The organism is Flavobacterium branchiophilum FL-15, assembly GCF_000253275.1.
Lineage (GTDB): Bacteria > Bacteroidota > Bacteroidia > Flavobacteriales > Flavobacteriaceae > Flavobacterium > Flavobacterium branchiophilum.
Genome location: NC_016001.1, coordinates 3,063,150 through 3,077,802, shown reverse-complemented (window position 1 = coordinate 3,077,802; position 14,653 = coordinate 3,063,150). Strand labels below are relative to the sequence as shown.

Below are 14,653 nucleotides of genomic sequence, written 5' to 3'. Positions count from 1 at the left end.
AACCAATCAAAATTAATGACAGGTATTGTTTACAAATCTACTGGAAGTTGGTACACCGTTCGGGCCGAAGACGGCTCGTTTATAGAATGTAGGATCAAGGGCAAGTTTAGGATGAAAGGTATAAAAAGTACCAATCCGATTGCAGTTGGCGATGTGGTGAGCTATGAACACGACGATACATCGGACGTATGCACGGGAAGCATTGCTAAAATACACGACAGAAAAAATTATATTGTACGAAAATCTGTAAATTTATCGAAGCAATTGCACATTATTGCAAGCAATATCGACCGTGTTTTTTTGTTAATTACAATGGGCAATCCGCCAACGACTACAAGTTTTATAGATCGGTTTTTGGTAACGGCCGAGGCTTACAACATAGAGGCCATATTGGTTTTTAACAAAATAGACACCCTAAACGAGCAAACCCTCGACGAACAACTGTATTTGCAACATGTATATCAAAACATTGGCTACCGCTGTTTGCGGGTATCCTCTACCGAGGGCAAAGGGGTAGAAGCCTTAAAAGCATTGATGCTGGGCAAGGTGAGCATGTTTTCGGGACATTCGGGAGTGGGCAAATCTACGTTAGTCAATGCCCTTGAGCCCTCGTTGCATTTGAAAACCAAAAACATATCAGACCAAAGCAAGCAAGGACAGCACACCACCACGTTTGCAGAAATGTATGATTTGAGTTTTGGGGCCAAAATTATAGATACTCCAGGCATCAAAGGATTTGGCATTGTAGATATGGAAAAAGACGAAATTAGTGGCTATTTTCCTGAATTTTTTAGACTAAAAAACCAATGCAAGTTCCACAACTGTTTGCACAAAGAAGAGCCACACTGTGCCGTAAAAGCCGCCCTAGAACAAGACGAAATTGCGTGGTCCAGATACCACAGCTATTTGAAAATACTGGAAGGCGACGACGAACATTACCGCATAGACGTATATCAAGAAGACCGAATGGCGAGTGATAAAACCCGAGAATCATGAAAACAGTCATCCAACGAGTTGCCTCGGCCTCTGTAACAGTCGATGGAACAATTGTAGCACAAATAGCACAAGGACTGCTCGTGCTTGTAGGCATAGAAGACGCAGACAATCAGGAAGACATTGACTGGCTGGCCCAAAAAATAGTACACCTACGGCTATTTGACGACCACAACCACGTGATGAACCTCTCTGTAAAAGAGGTTGAGGGCAACATCATAATTGTAAGCCAATTTACCCTGCAGGCCCTAACCAAAAAAGGAAATCGCCCGTCCTACATCAAGGCCTCAAAACCCGAAATTGCCCTGCCGCTATACGAACAAATGGTGGCTCAAGTAGCCCACGTGCTAGGAAAACCCGTACAAACAGGCGTTTTTGGTGCCGATATGAAAGTACAATTGCTCAACGACGGCCCCGTAACCCTAGTGATAGACTCCAAAAACAGGGCATAACCAACCCCTTGAACAACCCCCACACAAGAGCCCCTCATTTATAGGGCATGCCGCCAAAAAAAAGCAAGCCCCCACGCCCCAAACCCTTCAGGCGGGGCTTCCTTTTTTTGCCGTCGGGCTATCACGAGCACATGGTGCCTTGCTCTATCCCTCATGCGGGCAACCTCCAACGGACAGTCTCCATTCACCAAAGTTTTTTTCAAATTTCTATTTCTACTTTTTTCACTTTGCCTTTTCAAAACAAAAAAGCCACCATGCACAACTTGCGACACTGTTTTGCGGCACATTTGTTAGAAAATATGGTCAATGTGTATTTTTTTTTTCGTTTTCTTGGGTATTTTAGTATAAAAACCACCATGATTTATACCCATTTAACCCGCAATGTGGTGTACAAAATAGAAAGTCCTTTAGATAAATTAGTAAACAATGCAAATAAAAATAATTATTTGTAAAAAAAATAATAGGTTGGTTTAATAAATTTAATAAATTTGACAATTATAAAATTAAACAACAAATGATTATATTTAAGTTTTTGCCAATCAAAATGATGTTAAAAACGCAATAACTTTCGTATATTGACTAGTTGTCTGCTATTTTAGAAAAAACCTGTATGAAAAACAAAATTTGGATTTTTTTGATATTTATTATATCAAACCTTGCTTTCGGACAAACACGAAATTTTAAGAATTTTATTGAGACAAATGACATTGAAAATTTTTGGAAAGCCTTTGATGAAGTTAACAGAACTCAAGATTCAACACAAAAAATTGCTATCTTTCAAAAAATTTATATTGATAACGCTTCTATAGGTTTGACCGACTTTATTGCTTCCAGAAGTTTTACTTCAAAAGGTTGGGTAAAATCTTTTAACGACTATCCTAAATTTTGGAAATCAATTCGACAAAAAACGGAATGCATTAACAAAGATTTCGAGGAAGTTGAAAATATTTACGTTCGTTTCAAAAAACTTTACGAAAACTTTAAACCTCCACAAATTTATTATACAATTGGAAATTTAAAAGGTGGTGGAACTGTAATTAATGGAAACTTAATTATAGGTTCTGAACTTGCATCTTCCGACAAAAATGTAGATTTTTCTGAACTTCCAATAAATTATCAAGACCGTATGAAAATAAATAGCGGAATAATTTTTCTAACAACTCACGAACTTGTACACACTCAACAAAAACTTAACAATAATAAACAGACAAATCTTTTGGGAATGTGTATCAAAGAAGGTTCCGCTGATTTTTTGACTGAACTTATTTTGCAAAGAAAAGTAGAAGCACCCTATATTGATTACGGAATTAAAAATCAATGTAGTCTGTGGGGAGATTTTCAAAAAGAAATGAATGGTTATGAGTATCAAAATTGGCTTTCAAATAATGCAACTATGAAAGAAAAAACTGCTGATCTAGGATATTTTATCGGGTACATCATTACAAAGAAATACTACGAAAATTCAAAAAACAAAAAAAGAGCAATTAAGGAAATCATTAAATTAGATTTTAGCGATATAAATGCAACAAAAGAATTTTTAAAGAAATCGGAATTTATATGTGATTAAAAAAACAGCAGACAACAGCAGTTTGGCAAAATGGCGGGTTTAGTGCTAAATTGAACATTTGGGGATTTTATGTACATTTGTGCTAAATTGAAAATTTGTGCCTTTAAATCCGCCACTTCGCCAAGCTGCAAACCGTCAGACTGTGAAAAAACTCAAAATGAGTCTTTGAGAATTGGCTGTATGTAATTTTTCTCCGACAGGTATCCGAATTCTTTCTCTTTTTGAGTTGGTTTTTTCACAGACTGACGTTGTGCGTAATTCCCCCTAGACTCACGCCCTGACCCCGTAAGCTAACGGTACGAAAGCGGAAAAATTAGGAGGAATAATAAAAAAATAAATATTGTAAATAATTGATTTACAAAACATTAATAAAACGTTAGTTAGAGTATTTTAGTATAAAAACCACCATGATTTATACCCATTTAACCCGCAATGTGGTGTACAAAATAGAAAGTCCTTTAGATAAATTAGTAAACAATGCAAATAAAAATAAAAATTTGTAAATAAAAATAATAGGTTGTTTTAATAAATTTAATAAATTTGACAATTATAAAATTAAACAACAAATGATTATATTTAAGTTTTTGCCAATCAAAAATATGTTAAAAACGCAATAACTTTCGTATATTGACTAGTTAGCGGTAATTTTCCTGAAAAACGCAAAAACAACGAAATAAAAACAAAATATTATACAATACACAATGATAAAACTAATTGGAATTCCTTATGACTCAAATTCTTCATTTTTAAAAGGACCATCTTTTGCACCTGACAGAATTAGATTAATGGAAAAAGAAGGTTCAGCAAATTCATATTCCGAAAACGGAACTGAAATCAAGAAAGACGAAAATTATGTTGATTTAGGAGATATTAATTTTGAAGAAACAAACCCTGAAATTGCTTACAAAAAAATAAAAAACAAAATTTCTGAACTAATTTTAGGAAACGAAAAAGTTATTTCAATTGGTGGCGACCATTCTGTAACATTTCCTATTATTAGTGCTTTTTCAGAAAAAACAGAAAAAATTAATATTTTACATTTAGACGCTCATTCAGATTTATATGACAACTTTGACAATAATAAATATTCTCACGCTTCTCCATTTGCAAGAATAATGGAAAGTGGCAAAATTAATTCCTTGACACAAGTTGGTATTAGAACTTTAAATAAACATCAAAGAGAACAAGCGAAAAAATTTAACGTTGAAATTATCGAAATGAAAGATTTCAATACCGATTTTATAAGCAAACTAAAATCACCGCTTTATATTTCAATAGATTTAGATGTACTCGACCCAGCATTTGCCCCAGGAATATCGCATCACGAACCAGGAGGAATGACTTCAAGAGAACTTATAAACATAATCCAAAAAATTGAAGCAAATATTATTGGTGCTGATATCGTAGAATATAATCCTATTAGAGATGTCAATAATATGACCGCAATGGTTGGCTACAAAATATTGAAAGAACTAATTTCTAAAATGCTATAGATTAATCACTTCTAAAAGTAGAAACTTTAAAAACTACCAAAAAAATTAATTTATGACTTACAAAAAATCAGTAATAACAATAAATGATTGGAAAGCAACTTTTTATAAACTAAATAATGATGGAGAAAATGCCCATTTTTATTCAGGAAATGGATTACCAATTGGAGTTTACCAACCATTTTTAGAGATAATCTCTAAAAAATATTGTGTTACAAATTTGAGTTTTAGAGCATCTTGGGACAAAATGGGAAATGCTAAAAATCAAACAAATTGGGAAACTTATGCTGATGATTTAATAGCGTTTATAGAAAATCATTACAATAAACCAATTGTTGGTTTAGGTCATTCACAAGGAGGAAATGCAACAATAGTTGCGGCATATAAACGACCCGATTTATTTAAGGAATTAATCATTATTGACCCAGTTTCTGTAACCAAATCTCAAGAAATAAGAATCAAACTAATACCTTATTTTATTAAAAAACATTTAGAACCATTTAAAAGTACACTTAAAAAGCAAACAATTTGGGAAACTGAAACAGAATTTTATAATTTCTTAAGAAAATCTCCAGCATATAAAAGAATTAAAGATGAAAATTTAAAAATTTTTGCCAAAAATTGTTTAGAAAATAAAAACGGAAAACTTCAATTGATTTTCCCAAAAGATTGGGAATCCTCAAATTATGCTTTACCTATAAACCTTGACAAGATTATTACAAATTTAAAAATGCCAATAAAAATAATAGCAGGAAAACCCTCTGTTTTTTTTAATCAAAAAATTAGAAGACGTTGGAAAAAAATACTTTGTGAAGAACAATTTATTGAAAACAATAATTTTGGACATTTAATTCCTTTAGAAGCACCAGAATTTTGTACCGAAATGGTACTGAAAAATAAAAACTACCGCTAACAGTGGTTTGCAAAAATTGGGGTTTTGGTCTTGACTTTATACATTGTTTTGTGCTTTTGTGATCAGTGATTTACTGAAAGTTCGGGCTAACCAAATCCCCAACTTCTGCAAGCGGCGACACGTCAGACTGTGAAAAAAATCAAAATGAGTCCTTGAGAATTGGCTGTATGGAATTTTTCTCCGACAGGTATCCGAATTCTTTCTCTTTTTGAGTTGGTTTTTTCACAGACTGACGTTGTGCGTAATTCCCCCTAGACTCACGCCCTGACCCCGTAAGCTAACAGTACGAAAGCGGAAAAATTAGGAGGAATAATAAAAAAATAAATATTGTAAATGATTGATTTACAAAACATTAATAAAACTTTAGTTCGAATTCTATAAAAACAATCAACGCTAGAGTTTCGTTGCGTGCGAAGCACGAACAATGAATTGTAATCAACGAATACCTATAAAAAATAAAATCCATAAGTTAAACTCCTATTGAACGAACTGAAAGAAAACGAATACCTATAAAAAATAAAATCCTTGAGTTAAACCGATTATATTCACGCTACTTATGGGTTTGTCGAAAAGTTTTTGTTAGGATTATAAGAGCATTTGGTTCTTTCTGTTCAGAATGGAAAAATTATTTGCTTAATCCGCTTAAAATTCACGTGAACCATTATTTTCTTCGAAAAGTGAAAAATGGTATAAATAAAAATAGGACTGTTTGTAACGCATACCCAATAGTCATAGTATTTCCTTTGCGTCTCTGAGCCTTAGCGTGAAATGGAACTCATAACGAAGCAAAGAAATGAATGAATCAAGCTTCAAAAAAAAGTTGAAAACTAACTTATGAATTATGAAATGGGATACTTAATAAAAGAGATGCCAATACCAAAAATACAATTTGTAGCTAGCACATTAATTTTTTTAGAAAAAAGATTTTGTTTTTTAAAAAAAAGAAATACCTTTGCAAAATAATCTACTAATCCGATAGGATAAATAATTTATTCGTTTCAACCTATTCTCTAACAGAGAATATTTTTTTAAACAAATAACCTATTAAGTCGATAGGATAATAGATTTGATATAAAAAATGAAATCAATACACTAATGAATACAGTTAATTCAAAGCAGGCAACATCAAAACCAGTCAATATATGGGTTGTACTACCTGTTTTATTACTTATTGGACTCCTTTTGATTCTGGTATACAAACATTACAAAGAATTTTCGATTCAAGGCTTGATAAACGGTTTTAATCAAGATTTTTTAATCTTTTTTTTAATTGGAATAGGAGCACAGTTGGTCGATGGTATGCTAGGAATGGGCTACGGAGCAACCTCTACTTCGTTTTTAATGGCTTATGGAGTTCCTCCCGCTATTAGTAGTACGGGAGTACATGTAGCCGAAATGTTTACAACGGGAGCTTCTGCAATTTCGCATCATCGCTTTGGAAATATTAATAAAAAGCTGGTTAAAAATCTATTGATACCGGGTGTAATTGGGGCTACCATTGGAGCATATTTACTTTCAGACGTGATTGATGGCAAAATGATTAAACCTTTTATTGCTGTGTATATGATGGTACTTGCCATTGTAATTATTGCCCGCTCGATGCAAACAACAATAATAAAGAAAAAAACTAAAAAGTTGGGCATTTTAGCCATTTTTGGAGGTTTTATGGATGCTGTAGGTGGCGGTGGTTGGGGACCAATTGTTACTTCAACACTTTTAGGAAGGGGTAGAAACCCACGTTACACCATTGGCTCTGTTAATGCAGCAGAGTTTGCTGTTTCTTTTGCCAGTGGCATTACCTTTATGATGTTTGGCGGAATCGAAGGCTGGCAAGTGATTTTAGGTTTGATTCTTGGGGGTGTTTTAGCTGCTCCATTAGCCGCTTATCTTGTAAATAAAATCCAAAGAAAACCCATGATGGTAGCAGTAGGCATTTTAATTATCATCCTTAGTTTACGAACTTTATCAAAATTATTGTAATGAATCAAACAAAAGCACAAGAATTAGCAGAAAAAACAAAAGATTTCTCTATCGAGGAAATCCTTGCTTTTTTGACGAATGAATATCCAAATCAAGTCGTTTTTTCTACTTCTTTTGGACAGGAGGATCAAGTAATTACCGATTTGATTGGTCAAAATCAGTTGCCAATAACGGTTTTTACTTTAGATACAGGACGTTTATTTCAAGAAACGTATGATGTATTTCACAAAACAGTAAAAAAATACAAAACCGAAATCAAAACCTATTTTCCTGATACAATAGCAGTTGAAAATTTGTTGAACCAGAAAGGACCAAATAGCTTTTATGATTCGGTAGAAAATAGAAAGGAATGTTGTTTTATAAGAAAAGTAATCCCTTTAACCAAAGCTTTACAAGGCAATGCGATTTGGATTACGGGTTTGAGAGCAGAGCAATCAGAGAATAGAAGTGATTTGAATTTCTTTGAATACGATGCTCATTTTGACATTATCAAATTCAATCCGTTGTTAAAATGGACCTTACAAGAAGTAGAACAACATTTAGAAAAGAATAACGTTCCACAAAACAGTTTACACAAACAAGGTTTTGTAAGTATTGGTTGTGCACCTTGTACCAGAGCGATTTTGCCAGGCGAAGACATTAGAGCAGGAAGATGGTCGTGGGAAACGAGTCATAAAGAGTGTGGGTTGCATAGCCCCCTAGCCCCCGAAGAGGGAACAAAATAGGAAGATAGTTTTAACACGATAAAAATAAAAAAACAGCAACACAATCAACCGTTTAGTTCGTAGGAACGATTGATTTTGTAGCAACGGATTTCAATCCGTTGAAATGAAAAAAAAACGGATTTCAATCCGTTGAAATGAAAAAAAACGAATTTCAATTCGTTGAAATGAAAAAAAACGAATTTCAATTCGTTGAAATGAAAAAAACACAATCAACCGTTTAGTTCCGTAGGAACGATTGATTTTGTAGCAACGGATTTCAATCCGTTGAAATAAAAAAAAATGGATTTCAATCCGTTGAAATGAGAAAAACACAATCAACCGTTTAGTTCCGTAGGAACGATTGATTTTGTAGCAACGGATTTCAATCCGTTGAAATGAAAAAAAAACAATCAACCGTTTAGTTCCGTAGGAACGATTGATTTTGTAGCAACGGATTTCAATCCGTTGAAATAAAAAAAAAACGGATTTGAATCCGTTGAAATGAAAAATTAAAAAACATCCCAACAGTTCCCATTCGGGGGCTAGGGGGCTAATATATTAACAATTAAATTCCCCCTTTGGGGGTTAGGGGGCTAATAAAATGAGTTCAATAGTAAAAACAAATGCTTTAGAAAGCGAAGCGATATACATTTTTAGAGAAGTAATTGCGCAATTTGAGAAACCCGTATTGCTTTTTTCAGGAGGAAAAGATTCGATTACATTAGTGCGTTTGGCACAAAAAGCCTTTTTCCCTGCCAAAATTCCTTTTCCATTATTGCACGTAGATACTGGACACAACTTTCCTGAGACGATTGAATTTAGAGATAAATTGGTGGCCGAATTAGGGTTAGAATTAATCGTTCGTAACGTACAAGATGCTATTGATCAAGGAAAAGTAGTAGAAGAATCTGGAAAATATTCGAGTAGAAATAGCTTGCAAACCACTACGCTTTTGGATGCTATTGAAGAATTCAAATTTGATGCATGTATTGGAGGAGCCCGAAGAGATGAAGAAAAAGCAAGAGCGAAAGAACGTATTTTTTCAGTTCGTGATGATTTTGGTCAGTGGGATGAGAAAAACCAACGTCCTGAATTGTTTGATTTGTTGAACGGAAAAATTGAGTTGGGACAAAACGTTCGTGTTTTCCCAATTTCCAACTGGACAGAATTAGACGTTTGGAGTTATATCGAACAAGAAAGGATTGAAATTCCGTCGATTTATTTTTCACACAAACGAAAAGTATTCTTAAGAGACGGATTGATTTGGTCCCATTCGCCATTTGTCTATCAAGAGGAAAATGAAGAAATTGAAGAACGAATTGTTCGTTTTAGAACGGTGGGAGATATGAGTTGTACGGCGGCTGTCGAATCGTATGCAGCTACCATTCAAGAAGTAGTGGGAGAGATTCGTTCCTCAACCATTTCTGAAAGAGGGGCTAGAATTGACGACAAACGTTCAGAGGCTGCAATGGAGAAAAGAAAACAACAAGGGTACTTTTAGGAAAATATGAATTTTATAAAAGCGTTTCTTTTTTTTATCCTAGCAAGAACAGTTATAACGGCACAAACGCAAAAGAATATTGATCATCAAAACTTACTTTGGACAAGATATTACAATCAGGTAGAAATAAATCCAAAGTGGTCCATTCATTCAGAGTTTGATAATAGAGTTTTTTTAGATTCAATCGTTCAGAATTTGTTTGTAATAAGGGTTCAGGGAAGACATAAAATTTCTGAACAAGTGGAGTTGGGTGCTGGCATTGTTTATTTTTCGGTTGCAACTCAAGTTCCTGAAGTTAATTTGGGATTTAATATTCCAGAATACCGATTGCAGCAAGATTTAACCTGGAAGAAAAATTGGAGTAAAATAGTACTCAATCAACGATTCCAAATTGAGGAAAGATTTTTTCAAAATGCTGATGGGCAAGGTTTGACAACTGGGACTACTTTTTTTTGGAGATTTAGGTATCGACTTCAGGGAGAATATACTTTTTGGAGAAAGGAAAAGCGATACCTCAAAGCCATTGTTTATGATGAAATAATGATTAATGCAGGTAAAAATGCAGTTTATAATTCTTTTGACCAAAACAGAGTATATGTTGGTTTGCAATATGGGATTAGTTCAGATGTAGCAGTAGAATTAGGATATATGAACAGTTTTCAGCAAAGAACAACTGGAATTGATTACTTCGATAGAAACATAATTAGATTGAGTATTTATCATCAATTAAGAATATAAAAGTTAGTTTTTAAACATAAAAACATCAACAAAAAACATAACTAAAATGGAAGTTTTAAAAATAGCAACAGCAGGAAGTGTAGATGACGGAAAGAGTACTTTAATCGGGAGGTTATTGTATGACACCAAATCATTGACTACGGATAAAATTGAAGCAATAGAAAAAAGTAGCAAACAAAAAGGTTACGATTATCTTGATTTTTCTTTGGCTACAGATGGTTTGGTTGCAGAAAGAGAGCAAGGAATCACCATTGATGTGGCGCATATCTATTTTTCGACAGCAAAGAAAAGTTACATTATTGCCGATACGCCAGGTCACGTAGAATATACGCGTAATATGGTAACGGGAGCTTCGACTTCGCAAGTGTCGATCATTTTGATTGATGCTCGAAAAGGAGTGATTGAGCAAACTTACCGTCACTTTTTCATCAATAATTTATTGCGTGTTAAAGAGGTAATTGTTGCAGTTAACAAAATGGATTTGGTGGAGTATTCAGAAGAGGTTTTTAACAAAATCAAAGCTGACTTCCAAGCTTTGAATGCTAAAAGTTCGTTCAAAGAACAGAACGTAAGTTACATTCCGTTAAGTGCTATTAACGGTGGAAATGTGGCTGATAAGTCAGAAAACATGCCTTGGTACACTGGGCAAACGGTATTGGAACATTTAGAAGATTTGAAACCAGAAGATGTTTTTGAAACAGGGAAAACACGTTTTCCTGTGCAAACGGTGATTCGTCCAAAAACCGAAGAATACCACGATTTTAGAGGTTATGCTGGGAAATTATACGGTAATTCAATTAAAGTTGGCGATGCTGTTACGGTTTTACCTTCGTTAACCGAATCGAAAGTGTCCAAAATTCACTTTTTTGACCAACAATTTGATGAAGCTAAAGCAGGTTCGTCTATTGTATTAGAATTAGAAAACGACATCAATGTAACTCGAGGCGATATGATTGTAAAATCAGGAGAATTACCGCAAGTAGAAAAAGATATTAATGCGACTATTTGTTGGATGAACAGCAAGAAATTAGTGCCAGGAACCAAGTATTTGGTACAACACAATACGAATAGAGTTTTGGCTAAAATTGATGCGATCAAAAATGTAATCGCAACGGATTATTCCGGAGCTGTTCCTGCTACACAATTAGCCATAAACGAAATTGGAGAAGTGACTATCAAATTAAGCAAAGCATTGTATTTTGATAAATACAACGATAATAAATCAAATGGAGCGTTTATTTTAATTGACGCCAATACCAACACAACAGCGGGAGTTGGATTTATAAATTAGTTGTTTGTTGATAGTTTTCAGTTGCTAGTTTAACTACCAATAGCCATCAACCAACAACCAACAACTAAATAAGAAATGGAAAGTTTTAGAACCGAAATAGAAAATCCGATTGTCCAAAAAGACATTATCGATTTAGAAAGAAAAATTCGATTATTCAAAGAAGGAAAAATTGATGACGAGCGTTTTCGTAGCCTTCGTTTGGCCAGAGGTGTCTATGGGCAACGTCAAGAAGGTGTACAAATGATTCGTATCAAATTGCCTTTTGGTAAAGTGAGTAGCGAACAATTAGTCCGTATTACTAAAGTGTCTGACGAATATTCGACAGGACGTTTGCATATTACTACGCGTCAGGATATTCAAATTCACTATGTAAGTTTGGATAGAACTCCGCAGCTTTGGGCTGATTTGGAAAAAGATGATATCACGCTGAGAGAAGCTTGCGGAAATACCGTTCGAAATATTACAGCCAGTGAAAATGCAGGAATTGACCCAGAAGAACCATTTGATGTGTCGCCTTATGCACACGCTTTGTTTCAGTTTTTCTTGAGAAATCCAGTTTGTCAAGAAATGGGACGTAAATTCAAAATGGCCTTTTCATCTTCTGATAAAGATACGGCTTTGAGTTATTTACACGATTTGGGATTCATCCCAAAAATTGTCAATGGAGAACGGGGATTCAAAGTAATGTTAGGTGGTGGATTAGGTTCGCAACCCAGTCATGCCGAATTACTTTCTGAATTTGTTCCGGTCAATCAAATCATTCCGATGACAGAAGGAGTCTTGCGTATTTTTGATCGCTATGGCGAAAGAGCCAAACGTCTGAAAGCCCGTATGAAATTTTTAATTAAAGAAATTGGTAAAGACGAATTCTTACGATTGGTTGAAGAAGAGAAAAAAGCCTTGTCTCACCAAACAGTTGAAATTGACACTACTGCTTTTGACGGTCCAATTCCAGATCCGGCTTTGGAAGTTCCAAAAGTAACTATCGAAGATGTTGGAGCTTTTGAGGCTTGGAAAAAATCAAACGTCATTGCTCAAAAACAAGCGGGTTATGTAGCTATCGGAATCAAAGTGGCTTTAGGCGATTTTTATACGGATAAAGCAAGAGCTTTGGCTGATTTGATTAAAAATTATGGTGCCAATGAATTGCGTTTTACCTTACGTCAAGACATTTTGATTCGTAACATTAAAGAAGAAAACTTGCCATTCTTTTACCAAGAATTAGCCAAGTTGGATTTTGTTACTTTAGGGTACAACACCATCAATGACGTTACAGCTTGCCCGGGTACAGATACCTGTAACTTAGGAATTGCCAGTAGTACAGGAATTGCAGTAGAATTAGAACGCGTTTTAGCAACAGAATATCCGCAATACAGCAACAATCAAGAAATCACGATTAAAATTAGTGGTTGTATGAATGCTTGTGGACAACATAATATGGCAGAAATTGGTTTCCAAGGAATGTCAATCAATTCTGGAAAATTAGTAGCGCCAGCCCTTCAAGTATTGTTGGGAGGTGGTAACTTAGGAAATGGCCAAGGTCGTTTTTCAGATAAAGTAATTAAAATTCCAAGTCGAAGAGGACCTGAAGCCTTGCGTTTGATCTTAAATGATTTTGAAGCGAATGCCAATGGACAATCGTTCTTGAATTATTATGATGCCAAAGGAGAAAAATATTTTTACGAATTTTTGAAACCTTTAGCCGATGTAACCAACTTAACAGAAGCCGATTTTGTGGATTGGGGAAATGCCGACAACTACGTAAAAGCAGTAGGTGTGGGTGAATGTGCAGGAGTGGTGATTGACTTAGTAGCTACTTTATTGGTTGAAGCCAAAGACAAATTGACGTTCTCTCAAGAAGCATTAAACGATCAAAAATGGTCGGATTCAATTTATTTGACCTATGCAGGATTTGTAAATGCAGCCAAAGCTTTATTGCTTGCTGAAAATCAAAAAACAAACCACCACGCCGGAATCATCGATTTGTTTGATACCGTTTTTGTGGAAACCAATAAGATTCAACTAGCAACTGCTTTCAAAGAGTTGGTGTACCAAATTAAAGCCAACGAACCATCAGAAGCGTTTGCAAAACAGTATTTAGAACAAGCAAAAGCATTCTTCGAAACGATTGAAAAATACAGAGAAAAAGATTTAGCTAATGCATAAAAATATAAATTACATCAGTGCTTCCTCCCTCTCTTTTAGGGAGTCCCGAGACTTCGGGAGGGGAGGGATTCAACCCAAAGTAACTTTAGTAGGTGCTGGTCCAGGCGATCCAGACTTGCTTACTATCAAAGGAGCCAATGCTTTAGCAGAAGCTCAGGTGGTTTTGTATGATGCCTTGGCAAACGAAGAAATTCTGACATTAGCTCCTAAAAAATCAATCAAGATTTTTGTGGGAAAAAGAAAAGGATGTCACACCTATTCGCAAGACGAAATCAATCAATTGATTGTGGACAATGCCTTGACTTACGGACATGTTGTGCGATTGAAAGGTGGCGACCCGTTTATTTTTGGTCGTGGAAGCGAAGAAATAGATTTTGTAGAAAGTTTCGGAATCCCAACAGCAGTGGTGCCTGGAATTTCTTCTTCGGTAGCAGTACCGGCCTATCAAGGAATTTCATTAACTAAACGCGGAGTTTCAGAAAGTTTTTGGGTAATTACAGGAACTACTTCAGATAGAAAATTATCGAATGATGTAGCCTTAGCAGCCCAATCATCAGCAACGGTGGTGATTTTGATGGGAATGAGTAAATTGAATCAGATTGTGAATTTATTCCAAAACGAATCAAAAGGAACTACTCCAGTAGCCATTATTCAAAACGGAACGACTCCAAAAGAAAAAATAGGAGTGGGAACGATTGATACTATTCAAAACGTAGTAGCAGCAAAAAAATTAAGTTCTCCAGCCATTATTGTCATTGGCGAAGTAGTGAGAGAAAGCAATAAACTAAAAGATTTTTATCACGACTATTTAGTAAATAAGATTTAAATTATTTTCAAGACTCGGCTCCCTATCCTTTG

At 34.9% G+C, this 14,653-nt stretch carries 13 protein-coding genes; all 13 read left to right on the top strand.

Annotated elements, in window-relative coordinates; translation table 11 throughout:
• Positions 1 to 15: 15 nt before the first annotated feature.
• The 13 genes from rsgA to cobA all read left to right on the top strand — a co-directional run bounded on the left by rsgA (position 16) and on the right by cobA (position 14,621).
• The gene (rsgA, locus tag FBFL15_RS13325; RefSeq protein ID WP_014085080.1) at positions 16 to 996 is read left to right on the top strand and encodes a ribosome small subunit-dependent GTPase A; all 981 of its coding nucleotides are present in this window, start codon (positions 16 to 18) and stop codon (positions 994 to 996) included.
• Positions 993 to 1,445 (top strand): D-aminoacyl-tRNA deacylase, encoded by a 453-nt coding sequence (dtd, locus tag FBFL15_RS13320; RefSeq protein ID WP_014085079.1) that lies wholly within the window; start codon positions 993 to 995, stop codon positions 1,443 to 1,445. Before rsgA ends, dtd begins: the two co-directional genes overlap by 4 nt.
• 254 nt (positions 1,446 to 1,699) lie before the next feature.
• A complete protein-coding gene (locus FBFL15_RS17160; RefSeq protein ID WP_158309106.1) occupies positions 1,700 to 1,897 on the top strand; it encodes a tyrosine-type recombinase/integrase in 198 nt (65 codons plus the stop codon).
• Between the two features lie 158 nt (positions 1,898 to 2,055).
• A complete protein-coding gene (locus FBFL15_RS13310; RefSeq protein WP_014085078.1) occupies positions 2,056 to 3,012 on the top strand; it encodes a gliding motility protein GldB-related protein in 957 nt (318 codons plus the stop codon).
• A gap of 701 nt (positions 3,013 to 3,713) precedes the next feature.
• Positions 3,714 to 4,505 (top strand): agmatinase, encoded by a 792-nt coding sequence (speB, locus tag FBFL15_RS13305; protein ID WP_014085077.1) that lies wholly within the window; start codon positions 3,714 to 3,716, stop codon positions 4,503 to 4,505.
• 52 nt (positions 4,506 to 4,557) lie between these two features.
• The gene (locus tag FBFL15_RS13300) at positions 4,558 to 5,415 is read left to right on the top strand and encodes an alpha/beta fold hydrolase (protein ID WP_014085076.1); all 858 of its coding nucleotides are present in this window, start codon (positions 4,558 to 4,560) and stop codon (positions 5,413 to 5,415) included.
• Between the two features lie 1,095 nt (positions 5,416 to 6,510).
• Positions 6,511 to 7,395 (top strand): sulfite exporter TauE/SafE family protein, encoded by an 885-nt coding sequence (locus FBFL15_RS13295; protein WP_014085075.1) that lies wholly within the window; start codon positions 6,511 to 6,513, stop codon positions 7,393 to 7,395.
• A complete protein-coding gene (locus FBFL15_RS13290) occupies positions 7,395 to 8,120 on the top strand; it encodes a phosphoadenylyl-sulfate reductase (RefSeq protein WP_014085074.1) in 726 nt (241 codons plus the stop codon). Before FBFL15_RS13295 ends, FBFL15_RS13290 begins: the two co-directional genes overlap by 1 nt.
• A 580-nt stretch (positions 8,121 to 8,700) precedes the next feature.
• Positions 8,701 to 9,600, top strand: a complete 900-nt coding sequence (gene cysD, locus FBFL15_RS13285) for a sulfate adenylyltransferase subunit CysD (RefSeq protein ID WP_014085073.1) — start codon at positions 8,701 to 8,703, stop codon at positions 9,598 to 9,600.
• A 6-nt stretch (positions 9,601 to 9,606) separates the two neighbouring features.
• On the top strand, positions 9,607 to 10,338 hold the full coding sequence (locus FBFL15_RS13280) for a DUF2490 domain-containing protein (protein WP_014085072.1): 732 nt from the start codon (positions 9,607 to 9,609) through the stop codon (positions 10,336 to 10,338).
• Between the two features lie 46 nt (positions 10,339 to 10,384).
• Positions 10,385 to 11,629 carry a sulfate adenylyltransferase subunit 1 gene (locus tag FBFL15_RS13275; protein ID WP_014085071.1) on the top strand — a complete coding sequence of 415 codons (1,245 nt, stop codon included), beginning with the start codon at positions 10,385 to 10,387 and terminating at the stop codon, positions 11,627 to 11,629.
• 75 nt (positions 11,630 to 11,704) lie between these two features.
• On the top strand, positions 11,705 to 13,795 hold the full coding sequence (locus tag FBFL15_RS13270; protein WP_014085070.1) for a HEPN domain-containing protein: 2,091 nt from the start codon (positions 11,705 to 11,707) through the stop codon (positions 13,793 to 13,795).
• Entirely contained in the window at positions 13,788 to 14,621 is an 834-nt protein-coding gene (cobA, locus tag FBFL15_RS13265; RefSeq protein WP_014085069.1) for a uroporphyrinogen-III C-methyltransferase, read from the top strand. The genes FBFL15_RS13270 and cobA overlap by 8 nt, the downstream gene beginning before the upstream one ends.
• Positions 14,622 to 14,653: the final 32 nt, after the last annotated feature.